Genomic DNA, 25,064 nt, shown 5'->3' with positions numbered 1-25,064 from the left:
CGAGGTCACCATGAGCCAAACCGATATCGCCGACACCCAAGCCGCCATCGCCAACACCCGCGACAAGCTGGTCGACGGCCTGAGAACTTCCATCAACGACGCGGAAAAATGGCTGGAAGAAAGCGCGGACGACGTCAGCGAAGCCGCCTCCGAAGCGCGCGCCCGCTTTGACGACACGCTGCGCACCGCCATCAGCGACCTGCGCAAGCTGGAAGACAGCATCCTGGCCCACAGCCGCGAAGCGGCGCAAAACGTCGACACCTATGTCCACGACAACCCATGGAAAGCCGTCACCATCGGCGCCACCGTGGGCCTGCTGCTGGGCGTGCTGATTTCACGCAAATAAGCCTGCCGCCGCGGTGGGCGGCGCGCTATGCCGCCCCCAGCTCGTCGCCGAGTTCCTTGCCGCGCGCGGCGGCCGCCCGCATGGCGGCGATGATGGCCGCCTTGACGCCGTCGGCCTCCATGCTGGTCAGCGCGGCGTAGGTGGTGCCGCCCTTGGAGGTGACGCGCTCACGCAGCAGCGCCACCGGCTCGCTCGACTGCTGCGCCAGTTGCGCCGCGCCGGTGAAGGTGGCCAGCGCCAGCTGCCTGCCCTGCTCGGCGCTGAGGCCCATTTCCTCGGCAGCCTGCTGCATCGCCTCGATGAAATAAAACACATAGGCCGGTCCGCTGCCGGACACCGCCGTCACGGCATCGATCTTGCCCTCGTCATCGAGCCACACGGTGGGGCCGACCGCGCGCAGGATAGCGTCGGCGGCCTCGCGCTGGGCCGCGTCCACGCCCGGCATGGCGACCATGCCGGTGATGCCCTTGCCGATCAGCGCCGGCGTATTCGGCATGCAGCGCACGATGGCGCCGTAGCCGCCGAGCCAGCGCGACAGGTCGGCGCCGCGGATGCCGGCCGCGATCGACACGATTAGCGGCTTGCGCGCGGTATCGATGAACGGCAGCAACTGCGCCGCCACCTCGCGCATGCTTTGCGGCTTGACCGCCAGCACAATGGCGTCGGCCGCGGCCACCCTGGCATCGGCCGCGGCGGCCGTGGTCACGCCGTATTGTTGCTGCAGGCGCGCCAGCGCTTGCGCATTCGGGTCGACCACGTGGAGATGGGCGCCGGCCGTCAGCTTATTGGCCAGCCCGGCGATCAGCGCGGCGGCCATATTGCCGCCGCCGATAAATGCAATGTTCATGTCTTCAAGCCTTGTTGTAGTGTCGTGCGCCAAAAATCGCGCTGCCGACGCGCACGATGGTGGCGCCCTCGACGATCGCCGCGCGCATGTCGGCCGACATGCCCATCGACAGCGTATCGAGCGCCAGCCCGTCGGCGCGCAGCTGCTCGTACAACACGCGCAGGCGGGCGAACGCCGCGCGCTGCTGCGCAAACTCGTCGGCCGGCTCCGGGATCGCCATCAGGCCGCGCAACGTCAGGTTCGGCAGCGCGGCGACCTTGTGGGCCAGCGCCGCCACGTCTTCCGGGGCGACGCCGCTCTTGCTGGCTTCGCCGCTGATATTCACTTGCAGGCAGATCTGCAACGGCGCCATGCCGGCCGGGCGCTGCTCGGACAAGCGCTGCGCGATCTTCTCGCGTTCCACCGTATGGACCCAGGCGAAATGCTCGGCGATCGGGCGCGTCTTGTTACTCTGGATCGGCCCGATGAAATGCCACGCCAGGTCCGGCGCGCCGGCCGCCTGCACGGCGCGGATCTTGTCCAGCGCTTCTTGCAGATAGTTTTCGCCGAACGCGCGCTGCCCCGCCGCCACCGCCGCCAGCACCGCCTCCGGCCCGAAGGTCTTGGACACGGCCAACAGTTGCACCGCGTCCGGCGCGCGGCCCGATTCTTGGGTAGCGGCAATAATTGTCGCGGTGATGGCTTGCAAGTTCTGGCGGATCAGGGACATAATCATCGAGTAAGGGTGGTTATAACAGGCCACATATACTTCTGGGCACAGGGATTATAAATGGACATCGCAGAACTACTCGCATTCTCGGTCAAGAACAAGGCCTCGGACCTGCACCTGTCGGCCGGCCTGCCGCCGATGATACGGGTGCACGGCGACGTGCGGCGCATCAACCTGCCGCCGCTGGAGCACAAGGACGTGCACGGCATGATCTACGACATCATGAACGACAGCCAGCGCAAGCTCTACGAGGAAATGCTGGAGATCGACTTCTCGTTCGCCATCCCCGGCCTGGCGCGCTTCCGCGTCAACGCCTACAACCAGGAGCGCGGCGCCTCGGCGGTGCTGCGCACCATCCCGTCGAAAATCCTCAGCCTGGAAGAACTGAACGCGCCGAAAATCTTCGCCGAGTTCGCGCTCAAGCCGCGCGGCCTGGTGCTGGTGACCGGCCCGACCGGCTCCGGCAAATCGACCACGCTGGCGGCGATGGTCAACCACCTCAACGAAAACGAATACGGCCACATCCTGACGATCGAAGACCCGATCGAGTTCGTCCACGAATCGAAGAAATGCCTGATCAACCAGCGCGAAGTCGGGCCGCACACGCTGTCGTTCAACAACGCGCTGCGTTCGGCGCTGCGGGAAGACCCGGACGCCATCCTGGTCGGCGAGCTGCGCGACCTGGAAACCATCCGCCTGGCCTTGTCGGCGGCCGAGACCGGCCACCTGGTGTTCGGCACGCTGCACACCTCGTCGGCGGCCAAGACCATCGACCGCATCGTCGACGTCTTCCCGGCCGACGAAAAGGAAATGGTGCGGGCGATGCTGTCGGAATCGCTGCAAGCGGTGATCTCGCAGACGCTGCTGAAAACCAAGGACGGCGCCGGCCGCGTGGCCGCGCACGAAATCATGGTAGCGACGCCGGCGATCCGCAACCTGATCCGCGAAGCCAAGGTCGCGCAGATGTACTCGGCGATCCAGACCGGCAGCGGGGTCGGCATGCAAACGCTGGACCAGAACCTGACGGACCTGGTGCGCCGCAACGTCATCAGCGCCGCCACCGCCCGCAGCGCCGCCAAAACCCCCGACAACTTCCCCGGCTAACCCGGGGGCAACCCCGGGGGTCAGGTCTGACATTCGCACACGGGCTCATGTACCAATGTCAGACCTGACCCCGAATGATGGGCTCGTATTAAGGATTTATGATGGAACGCGATCAGGCTTCTAAATTCATGTTCGACTTGCTGCGCCTGATGCTGGCCCGGAAGGGCTCGGATCTGTTCATTACCGCCGGCTTCCCGCCGGCCGTGAAGATCGATGGCAAGATGACGCCGCTGTCGCCGCAGCCGCTGACCGCCGCCCATACGCTGGAACTGGCGCGCGCCATCATGAGCGATAAGCAGGCCGCCAGCTTCGAGCTGACCAAGGAGGCCAATTTCGCCATCAGCCCCGGCGATATCGGCCGCTTCCGCGTGTCGGCGTTTGTGCAGATGAGTTCGGTCGGCATGGTGCTGCGGACCATCACCGCGGAAATCCCGCAGCTCGACCAGCTCGGCCTGCCCCCGGTGCTGCAGGAGGTGGTGATGGCCAAGCGCGGCCTGGTGATCATGGTCGGCGCCACCGGCTCCGGCAAGTCGACCACGCTGGCGGCCATGGTCGGCTACCGCAACGAACATAGCCACGGCCACATCATCACCATCGAGGACCCGGTCGAGTTCGTCCATCCGCACAAGAACTGCATCGTCACCCAGCGCGAGGTCGGCGTCGATACCGACGATTGGGAAACCGCGCTGAAGAACACGCTGCGCCAGGCGCCGGACGTGATCCAGATCGGCGAGATCCGCGACCGCGCGACCATGGACCACGCGATCGCCTTCGCCGAGACCGGCCACCTGTGCCTGGCCACCTTGCACGCCAACAGCGCCAACCAGGCGCTCGACCGCATCGTCAATTTCTTCCCCGAGGAGCGCCGCCAGCAGTTGCTGATGGATTTGTCGCTCAACCTCAAGGGCATGATTTCGCAGCGCCTGATTCCGAAAAAAGACGGCCAGGGCCGCGTGGCGGCCATCGAGATCCTGCTCAACTCGCCGCTGATCTCGGACCTGATCTTCAAGGGCCAGGTGCACGAGATCAAGGAGCTGATGAAGAAATCGCGCGAACTCGGCATGCAGACCTTCGACCAGTCGCTGTTCGACCTGCACGAGGCCGACCTGATTAGCTACGAGGACGCGCTGCGCAACGCCGACTCGGTGAACGACCTGCGCCTGGCCATCAAGCTGGACGGCAAGGCCGCGAAAAACCGCGACCTGTCCGCCGGCACCGAACATTTGGGAATCATTTAATGAGCACTATCTTCGATATCACCGCCGACAGCCTGAACGGCGAACCGGTCAGCCTCGGCCAGTACAAGGGCAAGGTGCTGCTGATCGTCAACACCGCCAGCAAGTGCGGCTTCACGCCGCAGTACAAGGGCCTGGAGGCGGTCTACCAGCAGTTCAAGGCGCGCGGCGTCGAGGTGCTGGGCTTCCCGTGCAACCAGTTCGGCGCGCAGGAGCCGGGCGACGCCGGCGAGATCGGCGCCTTCTGCGAGAAGAACTACGGCGTCACCTTCCCGCTGTTCGCCAAGATCGACGTCAACGGCGACCACGCTCATCCGCTGTTCCAGAAGCTGAAGAAGGACGCCCCGGGCATCCTCGGCACCGAGGGCATCAAATGGAATTTCACCAAGTTCCTGATCCGCAAGGACGGCACCGTCTACAACCGCTACGCCCCGGCCACCAAGCCGGAGGAATTGATGGCAGATATCGAAAAGCTATTGGCTGAGTAATTCCGACAACAGAATGTCCAGTACAAGAGTTAAATACTGAAAACGTTTTCCGAAAAACGTGTCAGTGGTTGACTTTTCAGTAATAATGGACTCAGTCGTTTCCTGTCGAATCAGTCGTTATGTCCTTCATCGGAAAAATTCTGTCGCCTTGGCTGCGGATGGGAATGTACTCCAGGCTGTTTGTGCCCATCTTCGTGATTATCGCGATGGTGGTGGGGGTGCGGTATCACCTGCTGCTGGAGTCCGAGACCGCCTATGCCAACGCCCGCTATCAGCACGATGCCGGCGAGCTGGCCGCGCATTTGCAAAAGACCATGCTGCCGCTGCTGGCCGCGCCGGACCGCGCCAGCCTCGACGCCGCCCTGTCCGGCGCGCTGCTGCTGAACGGCGACCTGCGCGTCGCGCGCCTCGATTACGCCGGCGGCCAGCTGGAAGCGCGGCGCAGCCAGCCCGTCGCGCCGCAATATCCTGCCTGGTTCGCGCGCCTGGCGCCGGTCGGCGCCATGCAGCGCACCGTCGCGCTCGACCAGGCCACGCTGGCGCTGAGCTTTGATCCGGTGCTGCCGCTGAACGGCATGTGGCGCAATGTGCACCAGCAGGCGGTGATCTCGGCGGTCAACGTCGGCATCATCTACACGCTGCTGGGCCTGATCATCTTCGCCAACAAGCGCATGCTGCGCCGCCTGGCCGACGCCACCAACCGCTTCCAGGCCGGCGAGCACGGCGTGCGGCTGCCGGTCGGCGGCACGCTGGAAGCGCGCATGCTGGCCACCACCTTCAACAATATGGCGCAGCGGGTGCAGGCGCTGCTGCACAAGCTGCAGCAGAGCCAGAGCGACCTGAGCGCGCAGCTGGCGCGCACCGTGCTGGCGCAGCAGCAGCTGCAGGTCGAGAAGGACCGCATCGAGGTGACGCTGGCGTCGATCGGCGACGCCGTCATCACCACCGATTTGAACGGCAGGATCGACACCATCAACGAAGTGGCGCAGCAGCTGACCGGCTGGCCGGAATCGCGCGCGCGCGGCATGGAGCTGCACCACGTGTTTGTGCTGGCGAATAATTTCGGCCAGCATTCGCTGCTGAAAACCATGAAGCAGATTTACGCCGGCGGCGAGGTGGTCAAGGTGGGCAACCAGAGCCTGCGCGACGCGCAGGGCCGGACCTGCACCGTGGAATACACGGCCAACGCCATCCGCACGCCGCAGGGCGAGGTGCAAGGCTCGGTGCTGGTGTTCCGCGACGTGACCGAGCGCCGCCAGCTGATGCAGCAGATTTCGTGGCAGAGCAATCACGATATCCTCACCGGCCTGCCGAACCGCGCGGCGCTGGCGCTGCGCTTCGAGCAGGAGATGCTGCGCGCGCGCGAGCATAACTATCTGCTGGCGGTATGCCTGTTCGACCTGGATCATTTCCAGCACGTCAACCAGGCCATGGGCCAGGCGGTGGGCGACGAGATTCTGAAACAGGCGGCCAGCCGCCTGCACGACTTTGCCGGCCAGCGCCACTACGTGGCGCGCCTGGGCGGCGACGAATTCGTGCTGCTGCTGCCGGAGCTGAACGACCGCGCCGCCATCGAATACGCGATGAGCAAGCTGATGGCGGCACTGGCGCGCGACTACGCCGCCGACGGCAAGGCGGTCAGCATGTCGGCCAGTGTCGGCATCGCGGTCTACACCGGCAACGACATCAGCGCCGACAGCCTGCTGCGGCACGCGGATCAGGCGCTGTACCAGGCCAAGATCACGGGCCGCAACCGCCATCACTTCTTCGACGCCGACCTCGATGAGCAGGTGCGCACGCACCACAACCGCCGCACCGAGGTGCGCAACGCGGTGCGCGCCAATGAGCTGCTGCTGTACTACCAGCCCAAGCTGGATATGCGCAAGGGCCGCATTGTCGGCATGGAGGCGCTGCTGCGCTGGAACCATCCGGCGCGCGGCGTGGTGGGGCCGATGGACTTCCTGCCCATCGTCGAGCATACCGATGTGATTGTCGATATCGGCGAGTGGGTGCTGCGCGAGGCGCTGCGCCAGCTGGCGTCGTGGCGCGGCTTCGATGCCGATTGGGTGATCAGCGTGAACATCGCGGCGCGCCATTTCCAGCGCCACGATTTCGTCGAGCGGCTGACCGCGATCCTGGCCGAGTTCCCGGAGGTGCCGCCGCATATGCTGGAGCTGGAGATCCTGGAGTCGTCGGCGCTGAGCGATATCGCGCATGTGCGCAGCATCATGCTCGATTGCCAGGCGCTGGGCATCAGTTTTGCGCTGGACGATTTCGGCACCGGCTATTCGTCGATGTCCTACCTGAAGCGTTTGCCGGCCGATGTGCTGAAGATCGACCAGAGCTTCGTGCGCAATATGCTGGTGGACCGGGATGATCTGCACCTGGTCAGCGCGGTGATCGGGCTGGCGCGTTCGTTCGGGCTGGGCGTGATTGCCGAGGGCGTGGAAACCATCGAGCATGGCGCGATGCTGATGCGGCTCGGCTGCGATCTGGTGCAGGGTTATGGCATTGCGCGGCCGATGCCGGCCGACGAGGTGCTGCCGTGGGTGTCGCGCTTCGATACGGCGCCCGTGTGGCAGGCTGCGGCCGCGCTGCCGCCCATCGTCAGCCTGCATGACGAAACGGCTTTAACGTAAGGCGCGGTCGATCAGTTCTATCCAGTGCAGCACCGGCGTTTCGGTGCCCGATTGCAGATGCGCGGTGCAACCGACGTTGGCGGAGACGATGGCGCTGGCGCCGGTGGCGTGCAGGTTTTCCAGCTTGCGGTCGCGCAGTTGCAGCGATAGTTCCGGTTGCAGCAGCGAGTAGCTGCCGGCCGAGCCGCAGCACATATGACTGTCCGCGCACAGCACAACCTCGATGCCGGCGGCGCGCAGCACGCCTTCGACTTTGCCGCGTATCTGCTGGCCGTGTTGCAGCGTGCAGGGAGGATGGTAGGCGACCCGCCCGGCGTGGTCATTGCGCACAAGGTGCGCCAGTTCCTGCTCGAACTGCGGCATGATTTCACTGAGGTCGCGCGTCAGCGCCGAGATGCGCGCGGCCTTGGCGGCGTAGGCCGGATCGTGCGCCAGCAGATGGCCGTATTCCTTCACTGTCGCCCCGCAACCCGATGCGGTCATGATGATCGCTTCCACTGCCGCCCGCCCCGCTTCGCCGTGGCCCGGCAACTGCGCGGCGCTGCCTGTCAGCCCGGCGTCGTCGGTAGCGGCGATGTGCGGCCACCACGCGTCGATGTTGCGGCGCATGTCATCGAGCGCGGCTTCCTGCTCGTTCATGTGGTGCCGCAGCGCGCCGCAGCAACCCGCCTTGGGGGCGACGACCAGCTGCACGCCCAGCGCATCCAGCACGCGTGCGGTGGCGGCGTTGATATTGGGCGCCATGGCCGGCTGCGCGCAGCCATCCAGCAGCAGCATCTTGCGCGCATGTTCGCGCGCCGGCCAGGCGCCCGCGTGCTGGCGCTGCGGGATCTTGTCCTGCAACGTCGGCGACAGCAGCGGCCGCAAAGCCTGCCCTGCCCACAGCGCCGCGCCAAACACCTTCTTGCGCGTCAGTCCTTCGATCAGCACCTTGCGCTTGATGCGCTCCGCCAGCGGGCGCGCCACGCGCTCCTCCACTACTTTGCGCCCGATGTCCACCAGGCGGCCATACCTGACGCCGGACGGACAGGTCGTCTCGCAGTTGCGGCAGGTGAGGCACCGGTCCAGGTGCAGCTGCGTGCTGGCCGTCACGGGCGCGCCTTCCAGCACCTGCTTGATCAGATAGATGCGCCCCCGTGGGCCATCCAGTTCATCGCCCAGCAGCTGATAGGTCGGGCAGGTTGCCGTGCAAAAGCCGCAATGCACGCAAGCGCGCAGGATCGCCTCGGCCTCCTCGCCCTCGCGCGTATGCCTGATGAAGTCCGCCAGCTTAGTCTGCATACATGCGCCCCGGATTGAAGATCCCGGCGGGATCGAACGACTGCCTCAAGCGCTGATGGATCTGCGCCACCGCCGGCGCCAGCGGATGGAACACGCCCACGCGCTTGTCGCCGCCACGGAACAGGGTCGCATGGCCGCCGCTTGCCGCCACCGTGCGGCGTATGCCGTGGGCGTCGGCGGCATCGTCCACCTTCAGCCAGCGCTGCGCTCCGCCCCATTCGATCAGCTGTTCGCCGTGCAGGATGATCGCGCTGGCATGCGACGGCAGCGACATGCGCCACACCGCACCGCCGCCGAAATGCCCGTGCATCTGGTCGCGCAACGCGGCCCAGAATGCACCGGCATCGGTGTCGGCCAGCGCCTCCCCGCCCAGCCGCCGCTGCGCCGCCTGCACGGCCGCCTGCGCGCCCGACAGGCGCAGCGACAGCACGCCGCGATGCCAGCTGCTGGCGGAAATCGGCAACGGCTGCCCGGCCCATTCGTTGAGCCGCGTCAGCGCATCGATTTCGCTCATCTCGAAGCGCAGGCTGGCCTCGCGCAGCGGCGCCGGCAACACCTTCAGCGACACTTCCAGTATCAGCCCCAGTGTGCCGAGCGATCCTGCCAGCAGGCGCGAAACGTCGTAGCCGGCCACGTTCTTCATCACCTGGCCGCCGAAGCGCAGCACCTCGCCACGCCCATCCATCAGCACCGCACCGAGCACGAAGTCGCGCACCGCGCCGGCGCTGGCCCGGCGCGGGCCGGACAGCGCGCTCGCCACCACGCCTCCTATCGTGGCCCCCTCGAAACGCGGCGGCTCGAACGCCAGCATCTGATGATGCTGCGCCAGCAGCGCCTCGATCTCCGCCAGCGGCGTGCCGCAGCGGGCCGTGACCACCAGCTCCGTGGGTTCATAGGAAATGACGCCGCTATACGCGCGCGTATCGAGCACCTCGCCATGCAGCGCCTGGCCGTACCAATCCTTGGTGCCGCCACCGCGCAGCCGCAACGGCGTACCTGCGGCGCTGGCGGCGCGGATACGGTCGGCGAAATCTGCGATGGCCGTCATCGTCAGAATCGCTCCAGATGGGCAAACGGCAGCGCGCCGCCACTCACGCGCATCCTGCCGAATTCCGCGCAGCGGTGCAGCGTGGGAATCGCCTTGTCCGGATTGAGCAGGCCGTGTGGATCGAAGCTGCGCTTCACCGAGAAGAACGCCTCCAGCTCGGCCGGCGAAAACTGCACGCACATCGAATCGATCTTCTCAATGCCGACACCATGCTCGCCGGTGATGGTGCCGCCCACCGCCACGCAGAGCGCCAGGATCTCGGCACCGAAGGCCTCGGCGCGGTGGAACTCGTCCGGGATGTTGGCGTTGAACAGAATGAGCGGATGCAGGTTGCCATCGCCGGCGTGAAACACATTCGCGCAGCGCAGGCCGTACTTGACCTCCATTTCCGCGATGCCGGCCAACACCTGGCCGAGGCGCTTGCGCGGTATGGTGCCGTCCATGCAGTAGTAGTCCGGCGAGATGCGGCCCGCCGCCGGAAACGCGTTCTTGCGGCCGGACCAGAACTTCAAGCGCTCGGCCTCGGTCTGCGATACCGCTATCGCAATCGCGCCCGCCGAGTTCAGCACCGCCGACATGCGCGTGATTTCTTCTTCCACCTCTTCGACCGTGCCGTCGGCCTCGCACAGCAGGATGGCGGCGGCCTCGGTGTCGTAGCCCGCCTTGACGAACGGCTCCACCATGCGCGACGAGGTCTGGTCCATCATCTCCAGCCCCGCCGGAATGATGCCGGCGGCGATCAGCGCGGCGACGGCGTGACAGCCCTTCACCACCTCGTCGAACGAGGCCATGATCACGCGCGCCGTGGCCGGCTTCGGCACCAGCTTGACCGTCACTTCGGTGACGATGCCCAGCATGCCTTCGGAGCCGATGAACACCGACAGCAAATCCAGCCCCGGCGCATCCAGCGCCTCGCTGCCCAGCTCCACCACGTCGCCATCGATCGTCACCACCCGCACGCGCAGCACGTTGTGCACGGTCAGTCCGTACTTGAGACAGTGCACACCGCCGGAATTCTCGGCCACGTTGCCGCCTATGGTGCAGGCGATCTGCGACGACGGGTCGGGCGCATAGTACAGGCCATGCTGCGCGGCCGCCTCCGAAATCGCCAGGTTGCGCACGCCGGGCTGCACCACCGCCGTGCGCGAATAAGCATCCATGCGCACGATGCGGTTGAGGCGCGCGGTCGACAGCACCACGCCGTCGGCAACCGGCATCGCACCGCCGGACAAGCCGGTGCCGGCGCCGCGCGGCACCACCGGCACGCCCAGCTCGCGGCACACCTTCAGCACCGCCGCCACCTGCGCCTCGCTGTCGGGCAGCACCACCACCATCGGCAGCTGGCGATACGCCGCCAGCCCGTCGCATTCGTACGGACGGGTATCCTCCACCGCCGACAGCACCGCGCGCGCCGGCAGCACATGCTGCAGCGCCGCAGCCACCTGCTGGCGGCGAGCACCGTGATCGGGAACGTTGTTCATGAGACCATTGTAAGCACAAACGCCGCCGCAGGGCGAAATCGGCCGCCGATTTGTTGTATTCTTCGGAGCGCGGCTAACACACTACTCTTGAGCGGATTATGGAACACAATTTTGAACAGGCCTGGCTCCTGGCGCTGGAACAACGCTTCGGCGTGCAGGGCAAGATCGCGCAGGTGGCGCTGGACGACCGGCCGCGCATGCTGGTCTACTACTTCGAGAATTTCCCGGCCAGCGGCATGCTGACCGCCGTTACCGCCGGCCTGTCCAACGCCTCGCATCCATCCTGGGCCAACGGCAAGCCGGAACTGAGCTTCACGCTGCACACCAGGGACAGCGGCTGGGGCAGCGCCGCCGCCTACATCGCGCAATCGTTCTTCAACGACAGCGCGTTCCACTACCAGGCCTCGTTCAAGCTGGATAAGCCGATGTCCGGCGACAGCGCGATGAACGCCTGTTTCGTCTACCGTCCACAGTACCTGGACGATGAGCAGATCAAGTTCGTTCTGCCCGACCGCACGATTTTCCTGGCCGGCCTGTTTCCGATGTACGACGAGGAAGTGCCGCTGTACGAAACTATGGGCCTCAAGGATTTCTGGAACACGCCAGGATTCGATCCGTACAACCCGCGCCGCGCCAATCTGGCGCTTCAAGGATAAGACATGGGCAACCGACTTTCTAAAATCGCCACCCGCACCGGCGACGCCGGCACCACAGGCCTCGGTGACGGCAGCCGCACCGACAAGGACAGCGTCCGCATCATCGCCATCGGCGAGGTGGATGAGCTGAATTCGCATCTGGGCCTGCTGCTGTGCGAAGACATGCCGGCCGACCTGCGCGATGAACTGGTCACCATCCAGCACGACCTGTTCGACCTGGGCGGAGAGCTGTGCATTCCCGGCTACCAGATGATCAAGGAGGCGCACGTCGAGCGCCTGGACGAGTTGCTGGCCAAGTACAACGCGACGCTGCCGCCGCTGACCGAATTCATCCTGCCGGCCGGCTCGCGCGCGGCCGCGCAGGCGCACGTCTGCCGCACGGTGTGCCGCCGCGCGGAGCGCAGCATCGTCACGCTGGGCAAGGCGGAAACCATCCACGAGCATCCACGCCAGTATGTGAACCGCCTGTCGGATCTGCTGTTTGTGTTGTCGCGCGTGTTGAACCGCTACGCCGGCGGCAGCGACGTGCTGTGGCAGCACGAACGCAAGCGCGGCTAGGTGTACTTCAGCCGCCTACTCGCCGAACAGCCGCGCCATGCCCTGCGCCATGCTGAGGCGCGACGCGTAGGCAGGATAGGCGCCTGATACCCGCGCGCCCTGCTCGCTCTCCGCCAGCTTGCGATAGAAGCCGACGATATCGGCCGCCGCCCAGCCGGCGCGGTGCGCCAGCACCATGCCCAGGTGATCGGCCTCGGACTCCTGCAGGCTCGATAATTTCCACAGGCGGATTTGCAGCGTGATGTCGCTGTCGAGCCGCGCCATCACCACCTCCAGCGGCACGGCCGGCAGGCGATTGACCAGCATCGCCTCGGAGAAGGTTTCACGATGATGCTCGGCCAACGCATGCGCCACTTCGTGCGCCAGCAGCGTCGCCAGCTCGCCGTCGGTCAGCGCCAGCCGCTGCACGAAAGCGCTGCCGACCAGGATTTTGCCGCCAGCCATGCAGATCGCGTCCACCTCGGGATCGTCGGTCGTGTGCAGTTCCCAGCGCCATCCGGCCACTTCCGGACGCAGCTCGCTGGCCACGCGTATCAATTCGGTGCTGATGTAGCGCAGGCGCGCCAGCAGCCGGCGATCCTGATCCAGCTTGCCGGCCGCCGCCAGGTCTACCGTGCGGTCGATGTAGCGGTCTTCCATGCTGGCGCCGACTTCCTCGGCGCTGAAGCGCAGCTCCTGCGCGCGGCCGGTTTCCGGCACCTGGGCGTGGGCGGCGCAGGCGAACAGCAGAACGGCAAGCAATGAGGTGGCGGCGTTCATGGTGATATAAACGGAATAAACTGTTTATATCAAGTTAGGATACGAATCCTCGTCGCACAAGTAGATTTTTGTACACCTCCGTCATTCCCGCGCAGGCGGGAATCCATGCTGAGCGTCCCTTTGAGGCGTCCTATGGATTCCCGCCTGCGCGGGAATGACGGTGAGCGATCAGCCGTTGTTGACCACCAGCCGCGGCTCGTCGCTGAGATAACGCTGCTTGATCGAGGCAGTAATGCCGGCGGCATCCAGCCCCACGCCGGCCAGCAGCTTGGCCGGATCGCCATGGTCGATGAACTTGTCCGGCAGGCCAAGCATCAGCACCGGCTTGACGATGCCTTCCGCCGCCAGCGCCTCCGCCACGGCGGCGCCGGCGCCGCCCATGATGCAACCCTCTTCCACGGTCACGAAGTAATCGTGGTCGGCGGCCAGCTGCTTCACCAGCGCCACGTCCAGCGGCTTGACGAAGCGCATATTGGCGACGGTGGCGCCCAGCGTTTCGCCCGCGGCCACCGAAGGCGCGACCATCGAGCCGAAGGCCAGGATGGCGATCTTCTGGCCCTGGCGCTTGATTTCGCCCTTGCCGATTTCGATGGTGGTCAGCTCCGGCTTGATCGCCGCGCCGACGCCGGCGCCGCGAGGATAGCGGATCGCCGCCGGGCCGTGGTAGTGGTAGCCGGTGGTCAGCATCTGGCGGCACTCGTTTTCGTCCGAGGCGGCCATCACCACCATGTTCGGGATGCAGCGCAGGTACGCCAGATCGTAGTTGCCGGCGTGGGTAGCGCCGTCGGCGCCGACCAGGCCCGCGCGGTCCAGCGCAAAGGTCACGTCCAGGTTTTGCAGCGCCACGTCGTGGATCAGCTGATCGTAGGCGCGCTGCAGGAAGGTCGAGTAGATCGCCACCACCGGCTTCAGGCCTTCGCAGGCCAGGCCGGCGCCGAAGGTCACCGAGTGCTGCTCGGCGATGCCAACGTCGAAGTAACGATCAGGATATTCCTGGTCGAAGCGCACCATGCCCGAGCCTTCGCGCATGGCCGGCGTGATGCCGACCAGCTTCTGGTCGGCGGCGGCCATGTCGCACAGCCAGTCGCCGAAGACTTCGGTATAGGTTTTCTTGGCCGGCGCGGTGGCCGGCTTGATGCCTTCGGCCGGATTGAACTTGCCGGTGCCGTGGTACAGGATAGGCTCGGCCTCGGCCAGCTTGTAGCCCTGGCCCTTCTTGGTCACCACGTGCAGGAACTGCGGGCCTTTGAGGTTGCGGATGTTCTGCAGCGTCGGGATCAGCGAGTCCAGGTCATGGCCGTCGATCGGGCCGATGTAGTTGAAGCCGAATTCCTCGAACATCGTGGCCGGCACCACCATGCCCTTGGCATGTTCTTCCAGCTTCTTCGCCAGTTCCAGCACGGGGCCGGGCAGCACCGACTTGCCGACGTTCTTGGCGGCGGCGTAGAACTGGCCGGACATCAGGCGCGCCAGGTAGCGGTTCAGCGCGCCCACCGGCGGCGAGATCGACATGTCGTTATCGTTGAGGATCACCAGCAGGTTGACGTCGTCCTGCACGCCGGCGTTGTTGAGCGCCTCGAAGGCCATGCCGGCGGTCATCGAGCCGTCGCCGATGACGGCGATGGCGTGGCGATGCTCGCCCTTGATCTTGGCCGCCTGCGCCATGCCCAGCGCCGCCGAGATCGAGGTCGACGAGTGCGCCGTGCCGAAGGTGTCGTATTCCGACTCGTCGCGCTTCGGGAAGCCCGACAGGCCGCCCAGCTGGCGCAGCGTCGACATGCGGTCGCGGCGACCGGTCAGGATCTTGTGCGAGTAAGTCTGATGGCCGACGTCCCAGACAATGCGGTCGTGCGGCGTGTTGAACACGTAGTGCAGCGCCACCGTCAGTTCCACCGTGCCCAGATTGGACGACAGGTGGCCGCCGGTCTTGGACACGGAATCGAGCAGGTAGGCGCGCAGTTCATGCGCCAGCGGCGTCAGTTGGCTGTACGGCAGTTTGCGTACGTCGGCCGGGGAATCTATTTTTTCGAGCAAGTTCATTTATGCCTTCCGCTGCACGATCAAATCCGCGAGTTCGCGTAATCGCAGAGCTTTATCTCCAAACGGTGCGAGCGCTGCATGCGCTTCGACCCGCAATTGTTCCGCCAGCGCGCGCGATGGTTCCAGACCCAGTATGGATACATAGGTCGGCTTGTTATCGGCGGCGTCCTTGCCGGCGGTTTTGCCCAGCGTGGCCGAATCGGCCGTCGCGTCGAGCACATCGTCCACCACCTGGAACGCCAGGCCGATGGCGCGCGCATAGACGTTCAGCGCGCTCAATTCTTCCGCCGTCAGGTCCTTGCCTGCCAGCGCGCCCAGCACCACGGACGCGCGCAGCAGCGCACCGGTCTTCAACTGGTGCATCTGCTCCAGCTGCTCCAGAGTCAGGCTGATGCCGACGCTATCGAGGTCGATCGCCTGGCCGCCGCACATGCCGGCCGAGCCGGAGGCGCTGGCCAGCAGGCGCACCATCGCCAGCACGCGCGCCGGCGGCACGGCGTCGGCCTGCGACAGCACGTCGAAGGCCTGCGATTGCAGCGCGTCGCCGACCAGCAGCGCGGTCGCTTCGTCGTAGGCGATGTGCACGGTGGGCTTGCCGCGACGCAGCGCATCGTCGTCCATGCACGGCATGTCGTCGTGCACCAGCGAGTAGGCGTGGATCATTTCGACGGCGGCGGCGGCGCGGCTCAAGGTGGCGGCATCGGCGCCGAACAGCGCGCCGGCGGCGTACACCAGCAACGGGCGCACGCGCTTGCCGCCGCCGAGCAGCGCGTAGCGCATCGCCGCGTGCAGCCTGGCCGGGAGCACGTCGGCGACGGGCAGAAAAGCGGATAAATCGTTTTCCGATCCCGCCTGCACGGTTTTCATCCAGTCCTGGAAAGCGGCGTTCATTGTTCGCCCTCGCCGGCGGCGACGAAAGGCTTGAGCATCTCGCCTTCCAGCACCTTGACCTGGGATTCGACCTTTTCCAGCTGGGCGGCGCAGAACTGCACCAGCTGCGAGCCGCGCGCGTAGGCGGCCACCGTGGCTTCCAGCGGCAGCTGTCCGGCTTCCATTTGTGCGACCAGTTGTGCCAGTTCCGCCATCGCTTCTTCAAACGAGACGGGGGCGGCGGCAGTCGCGTCTGCAGTTAATTTCTTCGACATAATCACTCAATTATCTTTGGCACAACAATGCCTGCGCAGTGTAACCCGGTATTTTAGAGCAAACCACCCTAACCGGTGGAACATTAGCGGCCAGCTCTGGATTTTATCCCAATCGCCCCCATTTGCCGTGCAAGCATGCAGGAATTGCAAGTTTATGCACAATGAACGAGCAGATCAGGCTGCCTCTTGAGAGTAAAACACGGTATAATCGCCGGTTCTGTCCTAAATACCACCTCAACGCATACGAATGCGGGTCGTCTTTACGGATTCTGTCTCTTCTTGGTTTGAATTTTTAATTAAGGGGGTTTGGATGTCCGATCTGGGTACCCACGCCAAGCTAGCGCGGCCAACCGCGCAACTTCCGGTTAACGTCTATTTTGACGAAACGCTACTGCAGCGTGAAATGCAGCAACTTTTCAAGGCCGGCCCGCGCTACGTCGGGCACGAGCTGATGGTGCCGAATGTCGGCGACTATGCGACCCTCGCCTCCGAGAACGAAGGCCGCATGCTGGTGCGTAACGCGCAGGGCGTGGAGCTGGTCTCCAACGTCTGCCGCCACCGCCAGGCGCTGATGCTCAACGGCCGTGGCAATACGAATAACATCGTCTGCCCGTTGCACCGCTGGACTTATGACCTCAAGGGTGAACTGATCGGCGCGCCGCACTTCCCCGAAACGCCGTGCCTGAACCTGCCGAAGGTCCAGCTGCAAAACTGGAACGGCCTGCTGTTCGAGCAAAACGGCTACAACGTCATGGCAACGCTGAAGGACTTGTCCGTCACCAAGGACCTGGATTTCAGCGGCTACATGCTGGACCACGTGGAAGTGCACCACTGCGACTACAACTGGAAGACCTTCATCGAGGTCTACCTGGAGGATTACCACGTCGAGCCGTTCCATCCGGGCCTGGGCAACTTCGTCACCTGCGACGATCTGCGCTGGGAATTCGGCAAGGAGTACAGCGTGCAGACGGTCGGCGTGCACAAGGGCCTGCAAAAGTCCGGCTCGGAAATCTACAAGCGCTGGCAGGAACAGGTGCTGAAGTTCCGCGGCGGCGAACCGCCGCCATACGGCGCCATCTGGCTGACGCTGTACCCGAACATCATGGTCGAGTGGTATCCGCACGTGCTGATCGTCTCGACCTTGTGGCCGGAAGGCCCGCAGCGCACCAAGAACGTGGTGGAGTTCTACTACCCCGAGGAAATCGTGCTGTTCGAGCGCGAGTTCATCGAGGCCGAACGCGCCGCCTACATGGAAACCTGCATCGAGGACGACGAGATCGGCCAGCGCATGGACGCCGGCCGCAAGGCGCTGCTCGAGCGCGGCGAGAATGACGGCGGCCCCTACCAGTCACCGATGGAAGACGGCATGCAGCACTTCCATGAGTGGTACCGAAGCAAAAATTTATAAGGTGTAAAGTACGATGCAGTCACTTTGGATGTTGTTTGCGAGTTTTATGTTTGCTGTCATGGGGGTGTGCGTCAAGCTGGCCTCCGCAGAGTTCTCAACATCCGAATTGGTCATGTACCGGGGCGTGGTCGGCATCATCGTCCTCGCCAGCATGATCAAGCTGCAAGGCGGCACCTTCCGCACGTCGATGCCGGGCGCGCACCTGTGGCGCGGCGTCATCGGCGTGATTTCGCTGTGGCTGTGGTATTACTCGATCGGCGAGTTGCCACTGGCCACGGCGATGACCCTCAATTATCTGTCCCCGATCTGGATCGCCGTGTGGCTGTTCGCCATGGGCTGGTGGCACGCCAGGGGCGACGTCAAATGGCCGCTGATGGTGGCGGTGGCGGCCAGCTTTGTCGGCGTGACGCTGCTGCTGCGCCCGGCCTTCCACGCCAACCAGCTGACGCCGGCGCTGATCGCGCTGGGCTCGTCGATGCTGACGGCCATGGCCTATATGCAGGTGCGCAAGCTGGGCCTGGCCGGCGAGCCGGAGAACCGCGTGGTGTTCTACTTCACCGTGATGAACCTGGTGGCCGGCATCGCCGGCGTCTACCTGACCGGCGGCGCCGACGGGCCGCAATGGCATCCGGTCACGTCCGTGCGCAGCGGCCTGCTGCTGCTGGCCATCGGCGTGTGCGCCACCAGCGCCCAGGTCGCCATGACGCGCGCCTATCGCCTCGGCAATACGCTGGTGGTGGCCAATCTGCAATACACCGGCATTGTGTTCTCCAGTATCTGGGGCGTGCTGGTGTTCGGCGATGTGTTCGACTGGCACAGCTGGGCCGGCATCGGCATCATTCTGCTGTCCGGCATGGCCGCGACGTTCTACAATACCCGCAGCACCGATAAAGGCAAGGCCATTTCGAAAACCGATCCGATCGCCAGCGAAGTCTAAGGAAACCGTCCATGCACACCACCCTGATCGACGCCGTCACCCTGTCCCGTCACCTGGAAGATCCGCAGTGGGTGATTCTGGATTGCCGCCATGACCTGATGCATCCGAAGGCTGGCTTCGACAGCTTCGCCATCGGCCACATCGCCGGCGCGCAGTTCGCCAATGTGGATACGGATCTGTCGGGCGCGAAGACGGGGGCCGATGGCAAGTTCCTCGGCCGCCACCCGCTGCCGGGACGGGCGGCCCTGATCGAAGCGCTGCGCGGCTTCGGCATCAATGACGACACGCAGGTGGTGGCTTACGACGCGCACGGCGGCATGTTCGCGGCGCGGCTGTGGTGGCTGCTGCGCTGGGTCGGCCATCCGGCCGTTGCCGTGCTGGACGGCGGCCTGGTGGCCTGGCAGGCGGCCGGCTTGCCGATGGTGACGCAGGCCGGGCGCCGCACGCCCGGCGCCATCAGCGAGCGCGCGCCGCTGGTGTCCACGGCCAGCGTGGACGAGGTGCTGGCCAACCTGTCGTCGCAAGCGCGCACGGTGGTCGACGCGCGCGCGCCCGACCGCTTCCGTGGCGAGAACGAGACGATCGACCCGGTCGGCGGCCATATTCCCGGCGCCAAAAACCGCTTCTTCAAGGATAACCTGGCGGCCGACGGCCGCTTCAAGGACGCCGCGCAGCTGAAGGCCGAATTCGCGCCGCTGTTCGACGATCCGTCGAAAGCCATCATGCAATGCGGCTCCGGCGTGACCGCCTGCCACAACCTGCTCGCGCTGGAAGTGGCCGGCCTGCCCGGCGCCGCGCTCTATCCAGGCTCGTGGAGCGAATGGGTGGGCGACCCGAGCCGCCCGGTGGCCACCGGCGTCAGCTAAGCTTTCCGCGTATGACGTGCCCAGCGCGTAATACGAATTTCGCCTTTGATGACGTGGTAATCGATGAGGTAGCCCGTGCCTGGCACCGGGAATCGTCTCAGTCCGCGGCTCATCAAAGTACCGGTTTCAGGGTGGCGCTGTATTACAGCGAGTGCGCGCTCCACTCGCTGCGTTACAAGCACAGCAGCGTGGACATCCTGAGCGGCGATGTATTTCAGTGAATTTTCGTAAGCCGCTTCCGCGCGCGGTGACCACCGAATGTGCAAACTACCCGGTTTCGCGTGTTGGTCTGCCATAAGCCGCCACCAAAGCGCGCGCCCTTGCCATCACCTCGGCATGATCGATGCCAGTGTTGGTCTGAAAGTATTCCTCCGCCTCTTGCTTGGCGTCTATGCTGTCTTCCACATCATCAAAGCCGTACTGCCAAACCTCTGGCCAAATTTCGTCGGGCGCAAGGTCTGTCAACGCGGCCAGGCGTTCCAGGCGAACACGGTCTTCGGCATTCAGGGCCGCTAGCGCTCGTGCTTGCTTATTTTCTCGGGAATTCATTGCGCCATCATACTCCTCGCCATCACTGCGCGCGGTTGAGACATCGCAAACAGCATCCCGGTTGCGACTACGCATGAAGTGAAGGCGTCATCATGTGCCCGGCGCCCAAGCCAGCGTTAGTGACGGGCGCCGACCAGGAAGACGACGATGGCCACGCCCGCCGCGATCAGCAGCACTTGCGGGATCGATTCGCGCAAGGTGGCGCGGCGCTGCATTTGCGGCATCAGGTCGCTGACGGCGATGTAGATGAACCCGGAAGAAGCAAACACCAGCACATACGGAATCAAGCTGCTGGCGCGGTCCAGCATGTAGTAGCCGAGCAGGCCGCCGGCGATTGCCAGCAGGCTGCACAGCAGGTTGTAGATGTACGCCCGCGTGCGCGAGAAGCCGGCATTCAGCAGCACGATGAAGTCGCCGATCTCCTGCGGAATCTCGTGGGCGATGATGGCCAGGCCGGTAATCAGGCCCAGCTGCGGATCGGCCAGGAAGGCGGCCGCGATCAGGATGCCGTCGGTGAAGTTGTGCATGCCGTCGCCGACCAGGATCATCCAGCCGGCCTTGCCCGCCTCGTGCTTGTCATGGCCGTGGTGGTGGTGGTGGCCGTCATGCTCGTGATGATGCGAATGGCGCAAGATGGCCAGTTTTTCGAGCAGGAAGAACGCCAGCAGGCCGACCAGCAGCGTGGCGAACAGGCTGCGCGGACTGGCCTGCGATTCGAACGCTTCCGGCAAGGCGTGCAGCAGCGAGGTCGACAGCATGAGGCCGACCGACAGGCTGACCATGCGCTCCACCACCTTCGACAGCAAGGTAAATGAGAACACGGCCGCCGCAGTGATGCTCACTACGCCAGCCAAGGTGGTTGCCAATATGATTGAAACGAGTACGGGATCGATGTTATAGCCTCTGGTACTGAAGCGGCGGGCGTCCGTGCGCATGCCGGGCCGTTATTTTACTCCTCGGCATGCATTTGTGCTTAAAAACCCCTCAAATGTCCTAATCCCCTGCCCGTCATTCCCGCAAAGGCGGGAATCCATGCTGAGTTTGCATCCAAGGCATTCTACGGAGGGAATGCATGCCGTGCATGGATTCCCGCCTTCGCGGGAATGACCGGTGGTGGCTCACACCACGCCGTTTTGCTTGAGCCAGGCCAGTGCGCGGCCCCAGCCGTCCTTGGCGTCTTCGGCGTTATAGCTTGGCCGGTAGTCGGCGTGGAAGGCGTGGCCGGAGTTCGGATAGATGACGAAAGTGGACTTGTTCGGCCCCTTGGCCAGCTCGGCCTTCATGATGTCCACCGTTTCCAGCGGGATGCCGCTGTCCTTGGCGCCGTACAGACCGAGCACCGGCACGTTCAGAGTGCGAGCAACATCGATCGGGTGCCTGGGAAAGTTGGCGTTCAAGTCGCCTTTCAGGCGGCCGTACCAGGCCACGCCGGCCTTGATGGCGGGATTGTGTGCGGCATATAGCCAGGTGATGCGGCCGCCCCAGCAGAAGCCGGTGATGGCAATCTTGTCGGCATTGCCACCATGGGCCTGGGCCCAGGCGACCACGGCGTCGAGGTCGGTGAACACCTGCGCATCCGGCGTTTTGGCGATGATGTCGCGTTGCAGCTCGGCGATCGAGCTGATCTTGGTCGGGTCGCCCTGGCGGACGAACAGGTCCGGCGCCAGCGCCAGGTAGCCTTGCCTGGCGAAGCGGCGGGCGACGTCGGCGATGTACTCGTGAACGCCGAAGATTTCCGAGATGACCAGGATCACCGGCAGGTTGGTCTTGCCCTCCGGCTGGGCGCGGTAGACGGGGACGTTCTGGCCGTTGACGTTGATCTCGATGGTGCCGGCGGTGAGGCCGGCGGTGTCGGTCTTGATGACGTTTTGCGCCATGACCGGCAGCGTGGCGGCCGCGAAGCCGGTGCCGAGCGCGGTCTTCAGGAAGCCGCGGCGGTCGACGCCGTCGGACAAGGGTGTTTTAGCCAGCAAACTTTCCGCGTCACGCGTTAAATCGTCCATCCGTATCCTCCATCGTCGTACAAACGTCGTCCTCGCGCAGGCGGGGACCCATGCTCAGCATGGATACCCGCCTGCGCGGGAATGACCAGGGTTAGTGTGCTTGATCCCAGTTGCTGCCAACGCCCACTTCGGCAATCAGCGGCACTTTCAGTTGCGCCACGCCGGCCATCAGCTCCGGCAGTTTCTGCTTGATCAGTTCCAGCTCGGCGTCCGGCACCTCCAGCACCAGCTCGTCGTGCACCTGCATGATCATGCGCGTGCCCAGCTTTTCGGCTTCCAGCCAGTGCTGCACGGCGATCATGGCCAGCTTGATCAGGTCGGCCGCCGTGCCCTGCATCGGCGCGTTGATCGCCGCGCGCTCGGCGCCCTGGCGGCGCGGGCCGTTCGGGGAATTGATCTCGGGCAGCCACAGGCGGCGGCCGAACACCGTCTCCACGTAGCCGCGCGCTTTCGCTTGCAGGCGGGTGTCGTCCATATACTGTTTCACACCCGAGAAGCGCGCGAAGTAGCGGTCGATATAGTTCTGCGCCGCGCCGCGCTCGATGCCCAGGTTGCTGGCCAGGCCGAACGCGCTCATGCCGTAGATCAGGCCGAAGTTGATCACCTTGGCGTAGCGGCGCTGCTCGCTCTCGACCGCTTCCGGCTCGACGCCGAAGATTTCGGCGGCGGTGGCGCGGTGAATGTCCACGCCCTCGGCGAACGCGCGCAGCATGTTGGCGTCTTCCGAGATGTGCGCCATGATGCGCAGCTCGATCTGCGAATAGTCGGCCGAGACGATGTGCGAACCGGCCGGCGCCACGAAGGCCTCGCGGATGCGGCGGCCCTCCTTGGTGCGGATCGGAATGTTTTGCAGGTTGGGATCGTTGGACGCCAGCCGGCCCGTCACCGCCACCGCCTGCGCATAGTTGGTATGCACGCGGCCGGTTTGCGGATTGATGCCCTTCGGCAGCTTGTCGGTGTAGGTCGACTTCAGCTTGGACAGGCTGCGGTATTCCAGCAGCACTTTCGGCAGCGGATAGTCCTCGGCCAGCTTTTGCAGTACTTCCTCGTCGGTCGACGGCGCGCCGCTCGGGGTTTTCTTAACCACCGGCAGCTTCAGCTTCTCAAAGAAGATTTCGCCGATCTGCTTCGGCGAGCCGAGGTTGAACGGCTGCTCGGCCAGCTCGTGCGCCCTGGCTTCCAGCTCGGCGATGCGCGCGCCCAGTTCGGCCGACTGCTGGGCCAGCAGGCCGGCGTCGATCTGCACGCCGTTGCGCTCGATCTTTTGCAGCACCACGGCGGTCGGCAGTTCGATGTCGCGGTAGATGAAGTTCAGCTTCTCGTCCTTCTCCACCTCGCCGATCATGTTTTGGTGCAGCCGCAGCGTGATGTCGGCGTCTTCCGCCGCGTACTCGGTGGCGCGGGCGATGTCCACCTTGTCGAAGGTGATCATGCTGGCGCCCTTGCCGCACACGTCCACGAACGGAATCGTGGTGTGGTTCAGGTGGCGCAGCGCCAGGCTGTCCATGTCGTGCGAACGGTGCGATTCAAACACATACGATTCCAGCAGCGTGTCGTGGTGAACGCCCTGCAGCGATACGCCGTGGTTGGCGAAGATGTGGCTGTCGTACTTGAGGTTCTGGCCGACCTTCAGCTTGCTCGCGTCTTCCAGCCACGGCTTCAGCCTGGCCAGCACATGATCGCGTTCCAGCTGCTGCGGCACGCCCTGGTAGGCGTGGGCCACCGGGATGTAGCAGGCCTCGCCCGGCTTGACCGACAGCGAAATGCCGACCAGCTGCGCCAGCATCGGCTCCAGCGAGGTGGTTTCGGTATCGACCGCGGTCAGCGCGGCGGCGTCGATGCGCGCGATCCACTGGTCCAGCTGCGCGTCGGTGGTCACCGTTTCATAGGTGGCGATGACCGGTTCGGCGAACAGGTCGCCGTTGGCCGAGGCGGCGCCGCCGACCGGCGCGTCGAGCGACACCTTGACGGTGGCGCCCGGCGCCGCGCCGGGCGTGCCGGTCGCCGCGCCCAGTTCGCGCAGCAGCGTCTTGAAACCGTATTTGCTGAAGAAGTCCAGCAGCGCCGGCTTGTCTTCCTCGCGCGCGACCAGCGATTCGCTGATCGACACCATGTGGCCGCTGAGGTCGCAGTCGAGCTTGACGGTAATCAGCTCGCGGCCCTTCGGCAGCCACGCCAGCGCGTCGCGCAGGTTCTGGCCGACCGCGCCGGTGATCTGGTCGGCGTTGGCGATGATGCCGTCCAGCGAGCCGTAGGCGGTCAGCCATTTCAGCGCCGTCTTCGGGCCGCACTTGCTGACGCCGGGCACGTTGTCGACGGTGTCGCCGATCAGCGTCAGGTAGTCGATGATGCGGTTCGGCGGCACGCCGAACTTGGCCAGCACGCCGGCCTCGTCCATCTTCTCGTTGGTCATGGTGTTAATCAGCATGACCTTGTCGTTGACCAGCTGGGCCAGGTCCTTGTCGCCGGTGGACACCACCACATTCATGCCGGCCTGGTACGCCGCCGCCGACAGCGTGCCGATGACGTCGTCCGCCTCCACGCCCTCGACCATCAGGATCGGCCAGCCCATGGCCTTGACCGCCTCGTGGATCGGCTCGATCTGCAAGCGCAGGTCGTCCGGCATCGCCGCGCGCGTGGCCTTGTATTCCGGATACATTTCATCACGGAAAGTCTTGCCCTTGGCGTCGAACACGCAGGCGATGTAGGCGGCCGGGTAATCCGCGCGCAGGCGGCGCAGCATGTTGACCATGCCGTGCATGGCGCCGGTCGGGTGGCCGTCGGCGCTGCGCAGGTCGGGCAGCGCGTGGAAGGCGCGGTAAAGATAGCTGGAGCCGTCTACTAACAACAGGGTATTTTGCATAGGTACGATGTGAGGGTGCTTAGGCGTGAATGCAACATTATCGCAGGTGTTACAATGGATCATACACAAAAATTCTGCGGCTTTTTCTCTGTTAAAGGCAAT

Annotated in this window: 24 protein-coding genes; 10 read left to right on the top strand and 14 right to left on the bottom strand. The window is 64.8% G+C overall.

The genetic code is table 11. The features are described 5' to 3' along the window. The first annotated feature begins 10 nt into the window (after positions 1 to 10). Complete coding sequence (locus tag ACRQ5J_RS06100) at positions 11 to 346, top strand: DUF883 family protein (protein ID WP_432381823.1); 336 nt, start codon at positions 11 to 13, stop codon at positions 344 to 346. 25 nt (positions 347 to 371) lie between these two features. Here the strand turns inward: ACRQ5J_RS06100 and proC are convergent, their stop codons facing one another. Both proC and ACRQ5J_RS06090 read right to left on the bottom strand, forming a co-directional pair. Then, positions 372 to 1,193, bottom strand: a complete 822-nt coding sequence (gene proC / locus ACRQ5J_RS06095) for a pyrroline-5-carboxylate reductase (RefSeq protein ID WP_432381821.1) — start codon at positions 1,191 to 1,193, stop codon at positions 372 to 374. Positions 1,194 to 1,197: 4 nt separating this feature from the next. Beyond that, positions 1,198 to 1,902, bottom strand: a complete 705-nt coding sequence (locus tag ACRQ5J_RS06090; protein ID WP_432383597.1) for a YggS family pyridoxal phosphate-dependent enzyme — start codon at positions 1,900 to 1,902, stop codon at positions 1,198 to 1,200. A 60-nt stretch (positions 1,903 to 1,962) separates the two neighbouring features. On the opposite strand from ACRQ5J_RS06090, the gene ACRQ5J_RS06085 reads away from it, so the two are divergent. From ACRQ5J_RS06085 to ACRQ5J_RS06070, 4 genes are all read left to right on the top strand, one after another. Then, the gene (locus ACRQ5J_RS06085; RefSeq protein ID WP_432381819.1) at positions 1,963 to 3,006 is read left to right on the top strand and encodes a type IV pilus twitching motility protein PilT; all 1,044 of its coding nucleotides are present in this window, start codon (positions 1,963 to 1,965) and stop codon (positions 3,004 to 3,006) included. A 101-nt stretch (positions 3,007 to 3,107) separates the two neighbouring features. Beyond that, entirely contained in the window at positions 3,108 to 4,244 is a 1,137-nt protein-coding gene (locus tag ACRQ5J_RS06080) for a PilT/PilU family type 4a pilus ATPase (RefSeq protein WP_432381818.1), read from the top strand. Next, positions 4,244 to 4,729 (top strand): glutathione peroxidase, encoded by a 486-nt coding sequence (locus ACRQ5J_RS06075; protein WP_432381816.1) that lies wholly within the window; start codon positions 4,244 to 4,246, stop codon positions 4,727 to 4,729. Before ACRQ5J_RS06080 ends, ACRQ5J_RS06075 begins: the two co-directional genes overlap by 1 nt. A 164-nt stretch (positions 4,730 to 4,893) precedes the next feature. Next, positions 4,894 to 7,368 (top strand): putative bifunctional diguanylate cyclase/phosphodiesterase, encoded by a 2,475-nt coding sequence (locus ACRQ5J_RS06070; protein WP_432381814.1) that lies wholly within the window; start codon positions 4,894 to 4,896, stop codon positions 7,366 to 7,368. On the opposite strand, the gene glcF is transcribed toward ACRQ5J_RS06070, so the two are convergent. From glcF to ACRQ5J_RS06055, 3 genes are read right to left on the bottom strand one after another with little or no spacing between them, the layout of a single operon-like run. After that, positions 7,360 to 8,649: a glycolate oxidase subunit GlcF gene (glcF, locus tag ACRQ5J_RS06065; RefSeq protein WP_432381812.1), complete on the bottom strand. Its 1,290-nt coding sequence runs from the start codon at positions 8,647 to 8,649 to the stop codon at positions 7,360 to 7,362. The genes ACRQ5J_RS06070 and glcF overlap by 9 nt on opposite strands. After that, positions 8,639 to 9,697, bottom strand: a complete 1,059-nt coding sequence (glcE, locus tag ACRQ5J_RS06060) for a glycolate oxidase subunit GlcE (RefSeq protein ID WP_432381810.1) — start codon at positions 9,695 to 9,697, stop codon at positions 8,639 to 8,641. The genes glcF and glcE overlap by 11 nt, the downstream gene beginning before the upstream one ends. Before the next feature lie 2 nt (positions 9,698 to 9,699). Continuing rightward, positions 9,700 to 11,178 carry an FAD-linked oxidase C-terminal domain-containing protein gene (locus tag ACRQ5J_RS06055; RefSeq protein WP_432381808.1) on the bottom strand — a complete coding sequence of 493 codons (1,479 nt, stop codon included), beginning with the start codon at positions 11,176 to 11,178 and terminating at the stop codon, positions 9,700 to 9,702. 98 nt (positions 11,179 to 11,276) lie between these two features. Between ACRQ5J_RS06055 and ACRQ5J_RS06050 the strand changes: the two genes are divergently transcribed. Next, on the top strand, positions 11,277 to 11,834 hold the full coding sequence (locus ACRQ5J_RS06050; protein WP_432381806.1) for a suppressor of fused domain protein: 558 nt from the start codon (positions 11,277 to 11,279) through the stop codon (positions 11,832 to 11,834). 3 nt (positions 11,835 to 11,837) lie between these two features. Beyond that, on the top strand, positions 11,838 to 12,392 hold the full coding sequence (locus tag ACRQ5J_RS06045; protein ID WP_432381804.1) for a cob(I)yrinic acid a,c-diamide adenosyltransferase: 555 nt from the start codon (positions 11,838 to 11,840) through the stop codon (positions 12,390 to 12,392). A gap of 15 nt (positions 12,393 to 12,407) precedes the next feature. Here the strand turns inward: ACRQ5J_RS06045 and ACRQ5J_RS06040 are convergent, their stop codons facing one another. The 4 genes from ACRQ5J_RS06040 to ACRQ5J_RS06025 all read right to left on the bottom strand — a co-directional run bounded on the left by ACRQ5J_RS06040 (position 12,408) and on the right by ACRQ5J_RS06025 (position 16,336). Then, positions 12,408 to 13,151 (bottom strand): M48 family metalloprotease, encoded by a 744-nt coding sequence (locus ACRQ5J_RS06040; RefSeq protein WP_432381802.1) that lies wholly within the window; start codon positions 13,149 to 13,151, stop codon positions 12,408 to 12,410. Between the two features lie 168 nt (positions 13,152 to 13,319). After that, complete coding sequence (gene dxs / locus ACRQ5J_RS06035; protein ID WP_432381801.1) at positions 13,320 to 15,191, bottom strand: 1-deoxy-D-xylulose-5-phosphate synthase; 1,872 nt, start codon at positions 15,189 to 15,191, stop codon at positions 13,320 to 13,322. Beyond that, positions 15,192 to 16,082: a polyprenyl synthetase family protein gene (locus ACRQ5J_RS06030; protein ID WP_432381800.1), complete on the bottom strand. Its 891-nt coding sequence runs from the start codon at positions 16,080 to 16,082 to the stop codon at positions 15,192 to 15,194. Then, positions 16,079 to 16,336, bottom strand: a complete 258-nt coding sequence (locus tag ACRQ5J_RS06025; protein WP_432381798.1) for an exodeoxyribonuclease VII small subunit — start codon at positions 16,334 to 16,336, stop codon at positions 16,079 to 16,081. Before ACRQ5J_RS06025 ends, ACRQ5J_RS06030 begins: the two co-directional genes overlap by 4 nt. A 310-nt stretch (positions 16,337 to 16,646) precedes the next feature. Between ACRQ5J_RS06025 and ACRQ5J_RS06020 the strand changes: the two genes are divergently transcribed. From ACRQ5J_RS06020 to ACRQ5J_RS06010, 3 genes are read left to right on the top strand one after another with little or no spacing between them, the layout of a single operon-like run. Continuing rightward, positions 16,647 to 17,744 (top strand): aromatic ring-hydroxylating oxygenase subunit alpha, encoded by a 1,098-nt coding sequence (locus ACRQ5J_RS06020; protein ID WP_432381796.1) that lies wholly within the window; start codon positions 16,647 to 16,649, stop codon positions 17,742 to 17,744. Positions 17,745 to 17,757: 13 nt separating this feature from the next. After that, a complete protein-coding gene (locus tag ACRQ5J_RS06015; RefSeq protein WP_432381794.1) occupies positions 17,758 to 18,681 on the top strand; it encodes a DMT family transporter in 924 nt (307 codons plus the stop codon). 11 nt (positions 18,682 to 18,692) lie between these two features. Further along, positions 18,693 to 19,547, top strand: coding sequence for a sulfurtransferase (locus ACRQ5J_RS06010; RefSeq protein ID WP_432381792.1), 855 nt, complete (start codon positions 18,693 to 18,695; stop codon positions 19,545 to 19,547). On the opposite strand, the gene ACRQ5J_RS06005 is transcribed toward ACRQ5J_RS06010, so the two are convergent. The 5 genes from ACRQ5J_RS06005 to polA form a co-directional block, all read right to left on the bottom strand. Then, positions 19,544 to 19,843 carry a type II toxin-antitoxin system RelE/ParE family toxin gene (locus tag ACRQ5J_RS06005; RefSeq protein WP_432381790.1) on the bottom strand — a complete coding sequence of 100 codons (300 nt, stop codon included), beginning with the start codon at positions 19,841 to 19,843 and terminating at the stop codon, positions 19,544 to 19,546. The two genes, ACRQ5J_RS06010 and ACRQ5J_RS06005, sit on opposite strands and share 4 nt — an antisense overlap. Next, a complete protein-coding gene (locus tag ACRQ5J_RS06000) occupies positions 19,815 to 20,171 on the bottom strand; it encodes a hypothetical protein (RefSeq protein WP_432381789.1) in 357 nt (118 codons plus the stop codon). The genes ACRQ5J_RS06005 and ACRQ5J_RS06000 overlap by 29 nt, the downstream gene beginning before the upstream one ends. A gap of 41 nt (positions 20,172 to 20,212) precedes the next feature. Continuing rightward, on the bottom strand, positions 20,213 to 20,917 hold the full coding sequence (locus ACRQ5J_RS05995; protein WP_432383596.1) for a ZIP family metal transporter: 705 nt from the start codon (positions 20,915 to 20,917) through the stop codon (positions 20,213 to 20,215). A gap of 297 nt (positions 20,918 to 21,214) precedes the next feature. After that, complete coding sequence (locus ACRQ5J_RS05990; RefSeq protein WP_432381787.1) at positions 21,215 to 22,099, bottom strand: dienelactone hydrolase family protein; 885 nt, start codon at positions 22,097 to 22,099, stop codon at positions 21,215 to 21,217. Between the two features lie 91 nt (positions 22,100 to 22,190). After that, positions 22,191 to 24,962, bottom strand: a complete 2,772-nt coding sequence (gene polA / locus ACRQ5J_RS05985) for a DNA polymerase I (protein WP_432381785.1) — start codon at positions 24,960 to 24,962, stop codon at positions 22,191 to 22,193. Positions 24,963 to 25,064 lie beyond the last annotated feature (102 nt).

It is taken from the genome of Duganella sp. P38 (genome assembly GCF_050859475.1).
Taxonomy (GTDB): Bacteria; Pseudomonadota; Gammaproteobacteria; order Burkholderiales; family Burkholderiaceae_D; genus Rugamonas.
This window is presented reverse-complemented; position numbering and strand designations above follow the sequence as displayed.

What these genes read in the sequence shown, in the direction of transcription:
- glcE (WP_432381810.1), bottom strand. Translation starts at nt 9,697, where the DNA reads ATGACGGCCATCGCAGATTTCGCCGACCGTATCCGCGCCGCCAGCGCC.
- ACRQ5J_RS06030 (WP_432381800.1), bottom strand. Translation starts at nt 16,082, where the DNA reads ATGAACGCCGCTTTCCAGGACTGGATGAAAACCGTGCAGGCGGGATCG.
- ACRQ5J_RS06055 (WP_432381808.1), bottom strand. Translation starts at nt 11,178, where the DNA reads ATGAACAACGTTCCCGATCACGGTGCTCGCCGCCAGCAGGTGGCTGCG.
- ACRQ5J_RS06090 (WP_432383597.1), bottom strand. Translation starts at nt 1,902, where the DNA reads ATGTCCCTGATCCGCCAGAACTTGCAAGCCATCACCGCGACAATTATT.
- ACRQ5J_RS06020 (WP_432381796.1), top strand. Translation starts at nt 16,647, where the DNA reads ATGTCCGATCTGGGTACCCACGCCAAGCTAGCGCGGCCAACCGCGCAA.
- ACRQ5J_RS06075 (WP_432381816.1), top strand. Translation starts at nt 4,244, where the DNA reads ATGAGCACTATCTTCGATATCACCGCCGACAGCCTGAACGGCGAACCG.
- ACRQ5J_RS05990 (WP_432381787.1), bottom strand. Translation starts at nt 22,099, where the DNA reads ATGGACGATTTAACGCGTGACGCGGAAAGTTTGCTGGCTAAAACACCC.
- glcF (WP_432381812.1), bottom strand. Translation starts at nt 8,649, where the DNA reads ATGCAGACTAAGCTGGCGGACTTCATCAGGCATACGCGCGAGGGCGAG.
- polA (WP_432381785.1), bottom strand. Translation starts at nt 24,962, where the DNA reads ATGCAAAATACCCTGTTGTTAGTAGACGGCTCCAGCTATCTTTACCGC.
- ACRQ5J_RS06080 (WP_432381818.1), top strand. Translation starts at nt 3,108, where the DNA reads ATGGAACGCGATCAGGCTTCTAAATTCATGTTCGACTTGCTGCGCCTG.
- ACRQ5J_RS06040 (WP_432381802.1), bottom strand. Translation starts at nt 13,151, where the DNA reads ATGAACGCCGCCACCTCATTGCTTGCCGTTCTGCTGTTCGCCTGCGCC.
- ACRQ5J_RS06050 (WP_432381806.1), top strand. Translation starts at nt 11,277, where the DNA reads ATGGAACACAATTTTGAACAGGCCTGGCTCCTGGCGCTGGAACAACGC.
- ACRQ5J_RS06000 (WP_432381789.1), bottom strand. Translation starts at nt 20,171, where the DNA reads ATGCGTAGTCGCAACCGGGATGCTGTTTGCGATGTCTCAACCGCGCGC.
- ACRQ5J_RS06070 (WP_432381814.1), top strand. Translation starts at nt 4,894, where the DNA reads ATGTACTCCAGGCTGTTTGTGCCCATCTTCGTGATTATCGCGATGGTG.
- dxs (WP_432381801.1), bottom strand. Translation starts at nt 15,191, where the DNA reads ATGAACTTGCTCGAAAAAATAGATTCCCCGGCCGACGTACGCAAACTG.
- ACRQ5J_RS06085 (WP_432381819.1), top strand. Translation starts at nt 1,963, where the DNA reads ATGGACATCGCAGAACTACTCGCATTCTCGGTCAAGAACAAGGCCTCG.
- ACRQ5J_RS06015 (WP_432381794.1), top strand. Translation starts at nt 17,758, where the DNA reads ATGCAGTCACTTTGGATGTTGTTTGCGAGTTTTATGTTTGCTGTCATG.
- proC (WP_432381821.1), bottom strand. Translation starts at nt 1,193, where the DNA reads ATGAACATTGCATTTATCGGCGGCGGCAATATGGCCGCCGCGCTGATC.
- ACRQ5J_RS06025 (WP_432381798.1), bottom strand. Translation starts at nt 16,336, where the DNA reads ATGTCGAAGAAATTAACTGCAGACGCGACTGCCGCCGCCCCCGTCTCG.
- ACRQ5J_RS06100 (WP_432381823.1), top strand. Translation starts at nt 11, where the DNA reads ATGAGCCAAACCGATATCGCCGACACCCAAGCCGCCATCGCCAACACC.
- ACRQ5J_RS06045 (WP_432381804.1), top strand. Translation starts at nt 11,838, where the DNA reads ATGGGCAACCGACTTTCTAAAATCGCCACCCGCACCGGCGACGCCGGC.
- ACRQ5J_RS06010 (WP_432381792.1), top strand. Translation starts at nt 18,693, where the DNA reads ATGCACACCACCCTGATCGACGCCGTCACCCTGTCCCGTCACCTGGAA.
- ACRQ5J_RS06005 (WP_432381790.1), bottom strand. Translation starts at nt 19,843, where the DNA reads ATGGCAGACCAACACGCGAAACCGGGTAGTTTGCACATTCGGTGGTCA.